Source organism: Amycolatopsis sp. NPDC031561 (genome assembly GCF_055580625.1).
Genome location: NZ_JBVILA010000001.1, coordinates 949413 through 964051, shown reverse-complemented (window position 1 = coordinate 964051; position 14639 = coordinate 949413). Strand labels below are relative to the sequence as shown.

At 69.3% G+C, this 14639-nt stretch carries 11 protein-coding genes; 5 read left to right on the top strand and 6 right to left on the bottom strand.

Translation table 11 applies throughout. The annotated features are described in order from the left end of the window. Positions 1 to 10 precede the first annotated feature (10 nt). From ACZ5IK_RS04665 to ACZ5IK_RS04655, 3 genes are read left to right on the top strand one after another with little or no spacing between them, the layout of a single operon-like run. On the top strand, positions 11 to 2437 hold the full coding sequence (locus ACZ5IK_RS04665; RefSeq protein WP_465486544.1) for a GcvT family protein: 2427 nt from the start codon (positions 11 to 13) through the stop codon (positions 2435 to 2437). Beyond that, entirely contained in the window at positions 2434 to 3579 is a 1146-nt protein-coding gene (gene solA, locus ACZ5IK_RS04660; protein WP_465486543.1) for an N-methyl-L-tryptophan oxidase, read from the top strand. Before ACZ5IK_RS04665 ends, solA begins: the two co-directional genes overlap by 4 nt. Then, positions 3576 to 4688 carry an aromatic ring-hydroxylating oxygenase subunit alpha gene (locus tag ACZ5IK_RS04655; RefSeq protein WP_465486542.1) on the top strand — a complete coding sequence of 371 codons (1113 nt, stop codon included), beginning with the start codon at positions 3576 to 3578 and terminating at the stop codon, positions 4686 to 4688. Before solA ends, ACZ5IK_RS04655 begins: the two co-directional genes overlap by 4 nt. A 38-nt stretch (positions 4689 to 4726) precedes the next feature. Here the strand turns inward: ACZ5IK_RS04655 and ACZ5IK_RS04650 are convergent, their stop codons facing one another. The 3 genes from ACZ5IK_RS04650 to ACZ5IK_RS04640 all read right to left on the bottom strand — a co-directional run bounded on the left by ACZ5IK_RS04650 (position 4727) and on the right by ACZ5IK_RS04640 (position 6786). Beyond that, positions 4727 to 5359, bottom strand: coding sequence for a dTMP kinase (locus ACZ5IK_RS04650; RefSeq protein WP_465486708.1), 633 nt, complete (start codon positions 5357 to 5359; stop codon positions 4727 to 4729). A gap of 84 nt (positions 5360 to 5443) precedes the next feature. After that, the gene (locus ACZ5IK_RS04645) at positions 5444 to 6220 is read right to left on the bottom strand and encodes a hypothetical protein (protein ID WP_465486541.1); all 777 of its coding nucleotides are present in this window, start codon (positions 6218 to 6220) and stop codon (positions 5444 to 5446) included. Continuing rightward, positions 6217 to 6786, bottom strand: a complete 570-nt coding sequence (locus tag ACZ5IK_RS04640; RefSeq protein ID WP_465486707.1) for a papain-like cysteine protease family protein — start codon at positions 6784 to 6786, stop codon at positions 6217 to 6219. Before ACZ5IK_RS04640 ends, ACZ5IK_RS04645 begins: the two co-directional genes overlap by 4 nt. Before the next feature lie 250 nt (positions 6787 to 7036). On the opposite strand from ACZ5IK_RS04640, the gene ACZ5IK_RS04635 reads away from it, so the two are divergent. Further along, the gene (locus ACZ5IK_RS04635; RefSeq protein WP_465486540.1) at positions 7037 to 8071 is read left to right on the top strand and encodes a hypothetical protein; all 1035 of its coding nucleotides are present in this window, start codon (positions 7037 to 7039) and stop codon (positions 8069 to 8071) included. A 79-nt stretch (positions 8072 to 8150) separates the two neighbouring features. Here the strand turns inward: ACZ5IK_RS04635 and ahcY are convergent, their stop codons facing one another. Next, entirely contained in the window at positions 8151 to 9623 is a 1473-nt protein-coding gene (gene ahcY, locus ACZ5IK_RS04630; RefSeq protein ID WP_101610449.1) for an adenosylhomocysteinase, read from the bottom strand. A 91-nt stretch (positions 9624 to 9714) separates the two neighbouring features. On the opposite strand from ahcY, the gene ACZ5IK_RS04625 reads away from it, so the two are divergent. Continuing rightward, positions 9715 to 12009: a hypothetical protein gene (locus ACZ5IK_RS04625; RefSeq protein WP_465486539.1), complete on the top strand. Its 2295-nt coding sequence runs from the start codon at positions 9715 to 9717 to the stop codon at positions 12007 to 12009. Positions 12010 to 12092: 83 nt separating this feature from the next. Here the strand turns inward: ACZ5IK_RS04625 and ACZ5IK_RS04620 are convergent, their stop codons facing one another. Together ACZ5IK_RS04620 and ACZ5IK_RS04615 are read right to left on the bottom strand one after the other, a co-directional pair. Beyond that, entirely contained in the window at positions 12093 to 12791 is a 699-nt protein-coding gene (locus ACZ5IK_RS04620; RefSeq protein WP_465486538.1) for an LPXTG cell wall anchor domain-containing protein, read from the bottom strand. Positions 12792 to 13015: 224 nt separating this feature from the next. Next, the gene (locus tag ACZ5IK_RS04615) at positions 13016 to 14536 is read right to left on the bottom strand and encodes an amino acid permease (protein WP_465486537.1); all 1521 of its coding nucleotides are present in this window, start codon (positions 14534 to 14536) and stop codon (positions 13016 to 13018) included. Between the last annotated feature and the right edge of the window lie 103 nt (positions 14537 to 14639).

The window sequence follows — 14639 nt, the reverse complement described above, 5'->3', positions numbered from 1 at the left end:
TCCCCTCACCATGGCCCTCAGACCCCGTGTGGTCGTGATCGGCGCCGGCATCGTCGGCTGCGCGATCGCCGACGAACTGACCGAACGCGGCTGGACCGATCTCACCGTGCTGGAACAGGGCGACCTGTTCACCACCGGCGGGTCCAGTTCGCACGCGCCCGGCCTGGTCTTCCAGACCAACGCCTGCCGCACGATGACCGGATTCGCCCAGTACACCGTCGGCAAGTACGGCGCGCTCGACCTCGACGGGCAGCCGTGTTTCCGGCCGGTCGGCGGGCTGGAGGTGGCCACGACGCCGGAGCGGCTCGCCGATCTCAAGCGGCGGCACGGCTGGGCGACCGCGTCGGGCATCGAGAGCAGGCTGATCGACCCGGCCGAATGCGCCGCGCTGCATTCGCTGCTCGATCCGGCCAAGGTGCTCGGTGGGTTCCACATCCCCTCCGACGGGCTGGCCGCACCCCTGCCGGCGGCCGAGGCGCAGGCCCGCCGCGCGATCGGGCGCGGCGCGAAGTTCCTCGCGCGCCAGAAGGTCGTCGGCGTCGAAAGCGCGGGCGGGCGGGTCACCGGCGTCACCACCGAGACCGGGAGCTTCCGCGCGGACATCGTGCTCTCGTGCGCCGGCATGTGGGGCCCGGTGCTCGGCGAACTGGTGGACCTCACGATCCCGCTGGTGCCGATGGCGCACCAGTACGCCCGCACCAGTCCCTTGCCGGGGCTCACCGGCACGACCCGGCCGATCCTGCGGCATCAGGACGCCGACCTCTACTTCCGCGAGCACGGCGACCGGATCGGTATCGGCGCGTACGGGCACCGGCCAATGCCCTTGCCCGCCAAGGAGATCGGCGCCGGTGACGGCATGCCGTCCGAACTCGCGTTCACCCCGGCGGACTTCGAGGAGTCCTGGGCCGCCGCCGTCGGCCTGCTGCCGTCGCTGGGCGAGACCAAGGTCGAAGAGGGCATCAACGGCCTGTTCTCCTTCACCCCGGACGGGATGCCGCTGCTGGGCGAGCACCCGGACCTCGACGGATTCTGGGTGGCCGAAGCCGTCTGGATCACGCATTCGGCCGGTGTCGCGCGGGCGATGGCGCAATGGCTGGTCGACGGGCAGCCCGAAGCGGATCTGCACGGTTGCGATCTCGCCCGGTTCGAGCGGGTCCAGCTGGCCCCGGACCACGTCATGGCGCGCAGTTGCCAGAGCTTCGTCGAGGTGTACGACGTCGTCCATCCCCTGCAGCCGATGGAAGAACCGCGGCCGCTGCGGACGAGCCCGTTCTACGAGCGGCAAGCCGGACTCGGCGCGTATTTCCTCGAAGCGGGCGGCTGGGAGCGGCCGCACTGGTACGAGGCGAACGCGGACCTCCCCGAGGTGGCGAGCATCCCGGAGCGCAACGACTGGGCCGCGCGGTACTGGTCCCCGATCGGCGGCGCCGAAGCGCTGGTCGCGCGGCGCCGGGTCGCGATGTTCGACATGACGCCGCTGAAACGCGTCGAGGTCACCGGCCCGGGCGCGTTGCCGTTCCTGCAGACGATGACCACGAACCAGCTCGACAAGAAACCCGGCTCGGTCACCTACACGCTGTTGCTCGGCGAGGACGGCGGCGTGCGCAGCGACCTGACGGTGGCGAGGCTCGGCACCGAGCGGTTCCAGGTGGGTGTCAACGGCAACATCGACCTCGACTGGCTGCGACGGCATCTGCCCGGCGACGGCACCGCGCAGATCCACGAGACCACCCCGGGGACCTGCTGCGTCGGCCTGTGGGGACCGCTCGCCAGGGCGGTGCTGCAACCACTGTCCACAACGGACTTCTCACACAAGGCGATGGGCTACTTCAAGACGAAACAGGCGTACGTCGGCCTGGTCCCGGTGACCGCGATGCGACTGTCCTATGTGGGCGAACTCGGCTGGGAGCTGTACACCAGCGCCGATCTCGGCCGCGAACTGTGGGACACGGTCTGGGAGGCCGGGCGGCGGCACGGGATCATCGCCGCCGGACGCGACGCGTTCTCCAGCATGCGCCTGGAGAAGGGATACCGCCTGTGGGGCACGGACGTCACAACCCAGCACGACCCGTACGAGGCGGGACTCGGGTTCGCCGTGCGGATGGACAAGGGCTACTTCATCGGACGGGACGCGCTGGCGGGCCGCTCGGAGGAGACGGTCACCAGGAAACTGACCTGTCTCACCGTCGACGATCCGTATTCCGTCGTCCTCGGCAAGGAGCCGGTGTACGCCGACGGCCGTCCGGCCGGGTACGTCACCAGCGCCGCGTACGGTTACACCGTCGGCAAGAACATCGCGTACGCCTGGCTTCCCGCCGAACTGTCCGTACCGGGCAGACCGCTCGAGATCGAGTACTTCGGCGAGCGGATCCCCGCCGTCGTGGCCGGTGAACCGCTGTTCGACGCCGGGATGAGCCGGATCAGGAGCGCCGCATGAGTCCTTACGACGTCATCGTCATCGGCCTCGGCGGGATGGGCAGCGCGGCCGCGTACCGGCTCGCCCGGCGGGGGCAGCGGGTGCTGGGCATCGACCAGTTCGCGCCGGTGCACAACCTCGGGTCGAGCCACGGTGGCTCGCGGGTCACGCGGCAGGCGTACTTCGAGGATCCCGCGTACGTCCCGCTGCTGCTGCGGGCGCACGAACTGTGGGACGGGATCGAACGCGACTCCGGCCGGAAGATCTTCACCCGCTGCGGCGGGATCATGCTCGGCGGGCCCGACTCGCGGACGGTGTCGGGAAGCCTGGCCAGCGCCCGGAAATGGGAGCTGCCGCACGAGATCCTGGACGCGCCCGAGATCCGGCGCCGGTTCCCGACGATGCGCCCGGACGACCACGAGATCGCGCTGTACGAGGAGAACGCCGGTTTCGTGGTACCGGAAGGCAGTGTGGCGGCGCATCTCCAGCTCGCCGCGCGGGCCGGGGCGGATCTGCACCACGAGGAGAAGGTCCTTTCGTGGCACCAGACTTCCACCGGCGTCCGGGTCGGGACGGCGCAGAACTTCTACACGGCGGACCAGCTGGTGATCTGCCCCGGTGCCTGGGCACCGCGGCTGCTCACCGAACTCGGCGTCGAGTTCACCATCGAACGCCAGGTCCAGTACTGGTTCGCGCCGTCGGGCGGGGCGGAGCCGTTCCGCGCGGAACGGCATCCGATCTACGTCTGGGAAGGCGAGAACGGCCGCCAATTCTACGGTTTCCCTTCGCACGACGACACTGGGAGCGTGAAGGTCGCGTTCTTCCGCGGCGGCGAGACCTGCACGCCGGAGACCATCGACCGGACCGTGCACGCAGAAGAGATCGACACGATCTCGGAGTTCGTCGGCCGGAAGCTGCCGTCGCTGCCCGGTGGGTTCCTGCGCGCGGCGACCTGTATGTACACGAACACCCCCGACGAACACTTCGTCATCGCGCGCCATCCCGCACACGAACGAGTCGTGGTCGCCTGCGGGTTCTCCGGGCACGGCTTCAAATTCGTCCCGGTGGTCGGCGAAGTGCTCGCCGACCTGATCGTGGACGGCACCACCGCGCATCCGATCGCCCTGTTCGATCCCGCCCGGCTGACCGGGGTGGCGGGATGACCCAGGCCGAACCACTGATCCCGACCCTGGGCGGCCGGTACTACACCGATCCCGGGGTCTTCGCGGCGGAGCAGGAGAAGATCTTCGAACTCGGATGGTTCTGCGCGGTGCGGACGGCGGACGTGCCGTCCGCCGGGGACTTCCGGACCGTCCAGGTCGGACGGGAGAGCGTGATCGTCACCCGGGCGCGTGACGGCGGGCTGCGCGCGTTCCTCAACGTCTGCCGCCATCGTGGCGCCCGGCTGTGCACCGAGGAGAAGGGCACGGTGAGACGCGCGTTCCAGTGCCCGTACCACGCCTGGACCTACGGACTCGACGGGAAGCTGATCGCGGCGCCGAACCTGGCGAGCCTCCCGGACATCTCCCGCGCCGAGTACGGGCTGCACACCGTGCACCTGCGGGAATGGCTGGGTTACGCGTGGGTCTGTCTCGCCGCGGACCCGCCGTCGTTCGAGGCCGACGTCGAAGGCGCGGTGCGGGACAGGCTCGGCGAGCTGGAAGCGATCGAGCGGTACGGCCTCGACGGGCTCTCGGTCGGGCGGCGGATCACCTACGACGTCAAGGCGAACTGGAAACTGATCGTCGAGAACTTCATGGAGTGCTACCACTGCGCGACGATCCATCCCGAACTGACCGAGGTGCTGCCGGAGTTCGCCGGCGGGTACGCGGCGCAGTACTACGTCGGGCACGGCGCGGAGTTCGGTGAGGACGTCGACGGGTTCACCATCGACGGCGGTTCGGGCTTCGGGCGGCTCGACGGTGTCGCGAGCGAACAGGACAGGCGGTACTACGCGATCACCATCCGGCCGCAGGTGTTCGTGAACCTGGTGCCGGACCACGTGATCTTCCACCGGATGTACCCGCTCGCGCCGGACCGGACGGTCGTCGAATGCGATTGGCTCTATTCGCCGGAGGTCGTGGCGTCGGGGCGGGACGTGTCACGGTCGGTGGAGCTGTTCCACCGCGTCAACGAGCAGGACTTCGACGCGTGCGAACGCTGCCAGCCCGCGATGGCGTCCCGCGCCTACCGCGGCGGCGGGGTGCTGATGCCGTCCGAACACCACATCGGCGAGTTCCACGACTGGCTGCTCTCGCGACTAGAGGACTAGTTGCGGTAGTTGCACGCGCAAGTACCGCGACTAGAGGACTAATCGCGGAACAGTTTGGTCGCCAGCGCGGGGGTGTCCACACCGGCGACGCCGTCGAGGACGTGCCAGGGCGCGAGCCAGCTCGTCGCGGCGAGTTCGTCGTAGACCACCGAGCATCGCTTCTGGAGCGCGTCGTCGGTCTCGAAGGAATCCCGCGCGCGGTCGGCGTCGCTCTCCGCGCGGCGCTGCGCGCGGTCGGCGGCGACGTCGGCGGTGACCCGCAGCAGCAGATGCGCGGCGGGCACCGGGAGGCCGAAGCGGTCGATCTCCAGTTCACGGAGCCACCGCACGAACTCGCCGTCCGCGCCCTGGTGGAGCCGGGCGGCGCCGTACGCGGCGTTCGACGCGACGTACCTGTCGAGCAGCACGACGTCGTGATCGCCGAGCCGGTCGCGGATCTCGTCGCCCGCGCCCCGCCGGTCGAGCGCGTAGAGCATCGCCATTCCGTAGACGGAGTCTGCGAGGTCGCCGTGCCCGCGGTGCAGCGCTTCCTTCACCAGGTCGGCGTGCACGCTTTCGCCGTAGCGCGGAAACGCGATGGACGTGACGCTCGCACCGGCCGCGTTCAGCGCGCCGGTCAGCGCGTCGGCGAGCGTGCGCTTGCCCGCGCCGTCCAGACCTTCGATCACCACGAGTCGTCCCACGGGAATACCTTAAGGCGCCGTGGTCGACCGGCGGGCCAGACGGGGTCAGCACACGTCCGGCCCACCGGTCCGCTAGGGGATGCGCCTCTTCGAGTGCAGGAAGAAGCCGGCGACACCGATGAGGAGCAGGCCGCCGAAGATCAGCAGCGGGACGAAGCCGGTGTCCTGCGCGTCGGGCGCGGGGCCGCCGTCGCCGCGGGGCATCACTTGGGCGTTGTAGCCGCCGGCCTTGCCTTCTTGGGCGTACGGCGAGCTCGCGAGCATCGCGCCGTACCGGCCGGAGACCGTCTTCTGATACTCCGCGAGGGTCGCCGAAGCACCGGCCGCGTAGCCGCTGGCGCCCGAGTCGAGCAGTGTCACCCGGCCGTCGCGCAGCGCGTACCAGGCGTCGACCTGGGGTTCGTGGAGCAGCGTCGCGCCTTCCGGCAACCGCCGGGCCAGTGCGCTTTCCCGGTCGCCCGACGCGATGTTGCCGACGCGCCAGGCGCCGTCGTCGCCGCGGACCGACCAGACGGTCGCGGTCTGCCCGTCGGACGCCGTCACCGGGACGGCGACGTAGGCGAGCTGCCCGGCGACCGCGCCGTCACCGGCGACGAAATCCCTCGAAAGCTCGTAAACCGGGAAGGTTTTGTCGGTGACGTGGACAGCACTGACTGACGGCGTGCGGCTCGAACCACCCGTCTGTGTGAAGAAGCGGCCGATTTCGGCACGCAGAGTGGGGTCGTCGGCCGCCGCCTTCGCGGCCGCGAGATCTTCACTCGACAGTTGGTCCGCGCGCGCTCCGGGCGCTGAGATCAGCAGGGTGACCGCGACCAGCCCGGCGAGCCCGAGGAACCGCCGCGCGCTCATCGCCGGATCCCGGTGAGAGTGTGCGTCCAGGTGAAGGACTTGTTGCCGGCGTAGAAGTCGTAGGTCGACCAGTTGTAGCGGTTACCGGTGGGCAGTGGATCCCCCCACGAGACCCACTTCCGGCCGGCGTCGGCGCCGTAGAGCACGTGCATGTGGCCACCACCCGAAGCCCAGCCGACCCGGGTCTGCACCGGCCGGTCCGAACCGGTCTGCGCCTGGACGTCGGCGTAGGAGATGCGGCTCTTGAGGTAGTTCCCCGGGGCCGAGAAGCCCAGCTTGCCGAAGGCGCGCCGGACGTCGCCCAGCGTTCCGGGGCGGTCGGCGCACTCCGGACGGCGCTCGTCGTGAGCGATCCGGCAGAATTCGTTCTGGGCGACGGTCACACCGTGGTGTGCCGCGATGGTGTTGCCGGAAGCCACCCAGCACCACTGGGACTTCTGCTGCACCTGCATGGCGATGGGGTTCCGGTGGGCAGGCGGCTGGGGCAGGGCGCTCGCCGGGGACTGGACCACGAGCCACGCCACGAGACTCGCGGCGCCCGCGGCGCAAACCCTCCTCGAGAACACAGGCACAACGGGCCTCCTGGTCACCATGGCGAACCAATGTGGTCACAACGGTGAACAGCAGGCTCACACAGAGCAAGATGGGCACTCGGCGGAACGGACCGTTCCGGGGCGTTTCCACACCCCGGAACGGTCACTCTTCCGGGGTCAACCACCCCGAACGGGGGACGTAGTGTTCACAGTGCGCTGCTAACGTGAACGTTCCGCGGTGTTCACGCTCAGCGCACACACTGGTCTGGTGAAGGGACGAGCGGTGACACGAGACGGCGCTGATGCGCTCTCGGCGGGAAGGCTTGCCTCGAGCGAGGACACCCCGACGATCATCGACGGCACGCGTCGTCAACCGCTCGAAACCCTGCCCAAGGAGCTCGTCGAGGCCTTGCGCAGCGGCGAATTCCACCACGCGCTACGGCAGGCGATCGCCTATCGCGGCCTCTCGCTCGCCCGGCTCCGCGCCCACCTCGGACTCCGCGGCGTCCAAATCGGACAGTCGACCCTGAGCTACTGGCAGCGCGGATTGCGCCAGCCGGAGGTACCCAAGGCGCTCCCGGCGGTCCGCGCGCTCGAATCGGTGCTGCAACTGCCCGCGGACGCGCTCGTCGTGCTGATCGGCCCGCGGACGGCGCGGGCGCGCGGGCACCAGATGGCCGCGTCGTTCCACGACATCCGGTCCGGCGACATGGGCTCGATCGTCGATCAGCTGCTGGCGGAGCTGGGCGCGTACCCGTCGTCCAATCGGTACAACGCCGACCTCGAGATGCTCTCGGTGCACGACACGATCACCTTCGACGCCGCGCACCGGCAGATCGCCCTCCACACCCGGCTGGTGTGTCGCGCGCGGCGTCACGGCCCGGACAGGTACGTCACCGTCTACAACGGCGACCCGGGCTGCCACATCGGCGACGTCGACCTGATCACCGCCGAGGGCTGCCGCGTCGGCCGGATCCGGCGCAACGCCGAGGCCGAGACGATGGCGACCGAACTGCTCTTCGACCGGAAGCTCGCCGAGGGCGAGATCCACGTGTTCTGCTTCGAGGTCCGCGACGACTCCGGCACCGCGTCGCCCGGGTACTTCCGGATGCTGCGGGATCAGTGCGCGAGCTATCTGGTGCAGCTGAAGTTCGCGCTCGGCGCGCTGCCCGCCCGCTGCACGCGGCAGTTCCGGACACGCGACGACGCCGTCCCCGTCGAGTCGGAGGAGCTGCCGCTCGACATGGGCGGGGTGACCAGCGGGTTCTTCAGCGACGCCGGGCCGGGGCTGGCCGGCATCGAGGTCGAGTGGCGCTAGCGCGCTATGAAAGGCCCGTTACTTGCAAAATTTGCAAGTAACGGGCCTTTCATAGCGTCTCTCAGTACCGTCGGTACCGTCAGTACCGGTAGTGATCAGTCTTGAAGGGACCTTCGACGTCCACGTCGATGTACTCGGCCTGGTCCTTGGTCAGCTTCGTGAGCTCGCCGCCGAGAGCGTCGAGGTGGATCTTCGCGACCTTCTCGTCGAGCTTCTTCGGGAGGCGGAAGACCTCCTTGTCGTACTCCTCGTGCTTGGTGAACAGCTCGATCTGCGCGATCACCTGATTGGAGAAGCTGTTCGACATCACGAACGACGGGTGCCCGGTCGCGTTGCCCAGGTTCAGCAGACGGCCCTCGGACAGCACGATGATGCTCTTGCCGTCGGGGAACACCCACTCGTCGACCTGCGGCTTGATGTTGATCCGCCGGATGCCCGGGTAGCGCTGGAGGCCTGCCATGTCGAGCTCGTTGTCGAAATGGCCGATGTTGCCGAGGATCGCCTGGTGCTTCATCCGCGCCATGTGCTCGATGAGCACGACGTCCTTGTTGCCGGTGGTCGTGATGATGAGGTCGGCCTCGCCGAGGACGTTCTCCAGCTTCTTGACCTGGTAGCCGTCCATCGCCGCCTGCAGCGCGCAGATCGGGTCGATCTCGGTGACGATCACCCGCGCGCCCTGGCCGCGCAGCGATTCCGCGGCGCCCTTGCCGACGTCGCCGTAACCACAGACGACCGCGACCTTGCCGCCGATGAGGACGTCGGTGCCGCGGTTGATGCCGTCGATCAGCGAGTGCCGGATGCCGTAGCGGTTGTCGAACTTCGACTTGGTAACCGCGTCGTTCACGTTGATCGCCGGGAACAGCAGCTCACCGGCGGCGGCGAGCTGGTAGAGCCGCAGCACGCCGGTCGTGGTCTCCTCGGTGACACCGCGGATGCCTTCGCCGATCTTGGTCCATTTGCCGGTGTCGGCCGCGACGGAGGCGCTCAGCAGCTGGAGGAACACGCGGAACTCGTCCGAGGTGTTCTCGTCCGGGGAGGGGACGACGCCCGCCTTCTCGAACTCGGTTCCCTTGTGCACCAGCATGGTGGCGTCGCCGCCGTCGTCGAGGATCATATTGGGACCCTCGCCGTCCCAGGTGAGCATCCTCTCGGTGCACCACCAGTACTCCTCCAGCGACTCGCCCTTCCAGGCGAACACCGGGACGCCCTTGGGCTCCTCGGCGGTGCCGTGCGGGCCGACGACGATCGCCGCGGCGGCGTGGTCCTGCGTGGAAAAGATGTTGCAGGAGGCCCAGCGCACCTCGGCACCCAGTGCGACGAGGGTTTCGATCAGGACCGCGGTCTGTACCGTCATGTGCAGCGAGCCCGAAACCCGGGCTCCCCGCAGGGGATACACCTCGGCGTACTCGCGGCGCAGCGCCATCAGGCCCGGCATCTCGTGCTCGGCGAGGCGGATCTCCTTACGGCCGAACTCGGCGGCCTCGAGATCGGCGACGGCGAACTCGATGCCGTTGCGGGTGTCGTGCCGCTTGGCAACGCTTTCGGGGGTCATATGCGCGCTTCCTCCAAGGTTGGATGACAACAGAACAGTACCGTTGTCGGCTCAAAGCCCACTGCACTGTTTGGAGGCCTTCACCGTGGTCATGCCGGGTCCCGATACCCGCGTCGTCGAAATACGCGTACCCGGGCTAGTGGGCACGAGCGGTGAAAGTCTGCTGGATTCGACGTCGGTGGTCGACGTCGCGGGCGACGGGATCGGCAGGCTGATCCGGCCGTCGGACCGGCTGCGCCGTCCCGCTCCCGGACCGGTGCTGCCCGCGCTCGGCCGTTCGATCCCGCGCATCCTCGAAGGCTACCTGTGGAGCGGGATGACCTCGGGGGGCGCGGCGAAGGCGACTTGGGCGCTGCTGTTCCCGTTCTCGCTGGCGAACGTCGCGCACTGGATGCTGCCGCCGGTCCCGGAGGGCAAACGCTTCGCGGCCGCGCTCGGCACGGCGTGCCGGGCGGTGCTACGGGTGGCATCGCTGCTGCTGACGATGCTGCTGATCAGCCAGCTCGCGGTGGTCTCGCTCGACCTGTTCGCCGCGCAATGCCTCGCCCCCGGCTCGACGTGCCTGGCGGGCGCGCCGTCGTTCCTGCGGGATTTCGCGCCGCTGCGGACGGCGATCGGGGTGGTGCCGCTGCTGGTGCTGATCTTCGTGCTCGACCGGATCCCGTCGTCGGACTGGCGGTCGCGGAACCGGCTGCACCGCGCGCACAGTCCGGCCCCGCTGCAGCCACAGGACATGCCGCGGACGCCGGGCCTGCGCACGCTGCACACCGTCGCCGCGCTGACCTGCCTCGCGCTTCCGTTGCTCGGCGGGCCGTTCCGGCTGCCGACGGCGACGTTCGACCTCGTCGTGTGGATCTGCGCGATGGCGCTCGTCCTCGCCGCGCTGGTGGCCTCGACCGTCGGCTTCTCCGCCGGGCCGGTGGTCCGCGGCGGGATGATCGCGTTCGCCGTCGCGCTGGTCGGGATCGCCGTCGTCCGCCGGACGCCGCTGCCCGCCGGACTGCCGGGCGGCGGACTGGGCGGGGCGGAAGGGACGGTCGAAGCGCTGGGCGCGGCGATGGTCGCGGTGACCGTCCTGTTCGCGCTGATGCTCATCCCGGCGGCCTTGCTCGGCCGTTCGACCTGGAAGCACCTGCCGCGCCGGTTGCGGCCCTGGCTCGGCGGCTGGGCCGCGGCGCCGGTCGTCGCGCTGGCGGGCCTGCTCGGCGGCGGCTTCGGCGCGGGGCTCGCGGTCGCGCTGCGGCAACTGGTCGGCGCGACCGACCTCCGGCTCCCCGACACCTACGTCCTGGTGACCGTGCTGTGGGGCGCCGGGCTCGCGCTCGCCGTCGTACTCGGCTTGCTGGGCTTCGCGGTGGCCGTCCCGCTGCGGCGGCTGCGGCGAGGCGTCCCGAAGATCGTCGGGCTGATGGAGATCGGCAAGGCACAGGAAGAGGAGGCCGCCCACGTCTGGGCCCGCGCCTCGTGGGAACGCAAGCATCTGCACCATCTCGCGCTCGCGGTGGCGCTGGCGATGGCGGCGGGCGGCGGCGCGCTCCTGGTGCTGCGCTTCGGTTTCGGCCCGCTGGGCGAGTGGTCGAAACCGATCTCGGGGATCGGGGTGTTCGCGCTGGGCGCCCTGGCCGCAGGACTGCTGCGCGTCGTTTTCGCCGCGGCGACGACGCCCAAGCGCAGCCGTCACCTCGGCGCGCTGGCGGACCTCGTGTGCTTCTGGCCGCGGGCCGCCCATCCGATCGTTCCGCCGAGCTACGCGCTCAAGGTCGTCCCGGAACTCGCGGACCGCGTCAAGGAACATCTGGCCGATCCGGGCACGCGGGTCGTGCTCTCCGGCTACAACCTCGGCAGCCTGCTGACCGTGCTCGCCGCGGCGCGCGTGCTCGCCGACCTCCCGCCCGAGGACCGCGAGCGCGTCGGGCTGCTGACAGCGGGCTCGCCGCTGCAGTGGGGTTACCAGCGGGCCTTCCCCGCGATGCTGCCGCAGGCGCAGCTGGCCGGGTTGTACGAGGATCTCGGCGGACGCTGGCGGGCGCTGTGCCGCGGCACGGACATCTTCGGCGGCGGCGTCACGACGTGGCGGCACCGGGTGGTGTCCGGGAAACTGCTCGGCGACGGCTACCTGGCCACCGGCGGAACGGGTCCGCTGGCCGCCGAAGCCGACGAGCAGGGTGTCCTGGTGCTCGGCGGCGATCACTGGCTGCCGGACCCGATGCGCGGGCCGACCGGGCGGCACCGCTGGGCGCCCGGCGTCCTCAAGCACACGGACTACGTCGTCGACGCCGAATGGGACAACGCCGTCGCGATGGCCGCCGGGCTCGGCCGCCCCCGCCCGTCGAACCCTTGGGGCGAGCAGGGATCGCTGTTCGGGGACTTCCCGCAAACGCGCTGAAGGCCCCTCCCCCGACACGCGTGAAGGCCCCCTTCCCTCGGCTCAGCCGAGGGAAGGGGGCCTTCACGCGCCATCAGCTAGCTTCAGTCGGTCTTGCCGCGGCGCACGCGCAGCAGGACCAGGACGCCGGCACCGGCCAGCACCAGCAGGCCACCGGCCCACAGCAGCCAGGCGTTGTCGAAACCGGTGTCCGCGAGACCGCCGCCGTTGCCACCGTTACCGCCCACGTTCGGGGCCGGGGCGGAGGTGCTGGTCGGGGTGTCGGCCGGCTTCTCCGTGGTCGAGGTCGGCGCGGTCGTCGGCGGCTTGGCCGTCGAGGTCTTCGTCGGCTCGGACGGCTTCGGCTGCTCGGTCGGCTTGGTCTTCTCGCCGCACGCGTACCACTTGTCGATGTTCGCCTTGCTGCCGTCGCGGTTGAACGGCGCGCGCAGCTCGGTCCACGGCGGGGTGTCGGCGAGCTTGCGCTTGCCGGGCTCGTAGACGTTGTAGCCGTCGTCGCCACCGAGGACGACGATCGCGGTCACCTTGACGCCCTCGCCGAGGCCGGTGATGTTGAGCCGCTTCTCACCGGCGCCACCGGTGAACTTGAAGTCCGCGTCGGACAGGGCCTTGCCGCCGGCCTTGACCTGCTCGCACTTGCTGATGTTGCCGGGGATCGGCTTGGCGCGGTCGTCATCGGAGTGACAGGCCAGCGCCGAACCGGCGGTACCGAGCAGGGCGGCGGTCGCCAGTGCGACGACGGTGACGGCGGAACGGACACGCCGTCCGGACATGATCTGCATTCAGAGCTCTCCTGTACCGATCGGGGGACAAACGAGCAAAGCGCGGTGCCTCGTTCGAGGGATGAAGGTCAACTCGCGGTGCTTCTACACGAGTTCCGTTCACCCGACAGGGTGAGGCGAGAGACCGGACGCTATCGCACACCGATTTCACACCGAAACCGGGGCCCCCGACAAAGCGGCCCACCATCCACGCCAGGAATGGTGGGCCGCCGAAACGAGAATGATCAGTCCGAAACGGACTCCGTCTTCTCTGCCTTGTTCTGCTTGCCGAGCACTGAATGGCGACGGCTGTAGACGAAGTAGACGACGACGCCCACCACCATCCACGCGATGAACCGCAACCAGGTCAAAACGGTCAGGTTGAGCATCAGCCAGAGGCAGGCGAGGATCGCCAGGATCGGGATCAACGGCACCCACGGCACGCGGAAGGCACGCGGGAGATCCGGCCGCTTCTTGCGCAAGACCATCACACCCGCCGAAACGAGGATGAAGGCGAACAGCGTGCCGACGTTGACCATTTCCTCGAGCTTGTCCGCCGGGAAGAACGTGGCGGCGACGGCGACCAGTGCGCCGACGACGATGGTCGCCCGCTTCGGTGTCCCGTTCGGGCCGGTCTTCGCCAGGCTGCGCGGCATGAGGCCGTCGCGCGACATCGCGAAGATGATCCGGATCTGGCCCAGCATCAGCACCATGACGACGGTCGTCAGACCGGCGAGGGCACCGACGGAAATGATGTTGGCCGCCCAGTCGACGCCGTTGACCGCGAACGCGGAAGCGAGGGTCTTCTTGCCGCCGTCACCCGCCGAAGTGGCGAGGTCCTTGTAGTTCACCATGCCGACGACCACGAGCGACACCGCGACGTAGAGCACCGTGACGATGGCGAGCGAGCCGAAGATGCCGCGGGGCACGGCCTTCTGCGGGTTGCGGGTCTCCTCCGCGGTGGTCGCGACGATGTCGAAACCGATGAACGCGAAGAACACCAGCGACGCCGCGGCCAGCAGGCCGAAGACGCCGAACGAGCTACTGCTGCTGCCCGCGAACACCGAGAAGAGCGATTGGTCGACCCCGGTGGCCGACGACTCGGCGCCGGACTGGGCCTCCGGGATGAACGGTGTGTAGTTGGCGGCCTTGATGTAGAAGACGCCGAGCACGATCACGAAGAGCACCACCGCGACCTTGATCCCGGTGATCACCATCGAGAACCGCGAAGACAGCTTCGTGCCGACAGCGAGGAGCGTCGCCAGCACCAGCACCACGATCAGGGCGCCCCAGTCGACGGGGACGCCGCCGATCTCGAACGTCGTTTTCGTGCCCTTGCCGAAGATGTAGGAAAGCACGGTTTCGAGATAGGCCGACCAGCCCTTCGACACCGCGGCCGCGCCTACAGCGAGCTCCAGGATCAGGTCCCAGCCGATGATCCACGCCATGAACTCGCCGAACGTGGCGTACGAGAACGTGTACGCGCTCCCGGCCACCGGGACGGTCGACGCGAATTCCGCGTAACAGAGAGCCGCCAGCGCACAGGCGATGGCCGCGAAGACGAACGAGAGCGAGACCGACGGCCCGGCGTAGTCGCCGGCCGTACGCGCGGTGAGCGTGAAGATCCCGGCGCCGATGACGACGGCGACACCGAACACGGTCAGGTCCCAAGCACTCAGGTTCCGCCTGAGCTTGGTCCCCGGTTCGTCGGTGTCCGCGATGGATTGCTCGATGGATTTCGTACGCCACAGACCGTTTCCGGGCACCCTTGACCTCCTACACCTGACTGCGGTTCAAGGGACCCTATCGCCCGGTCGTGGCGGCAGCGCGGTGGGAGAGCAACGAAGTACGCGGAGGTCGCGGCGGTGA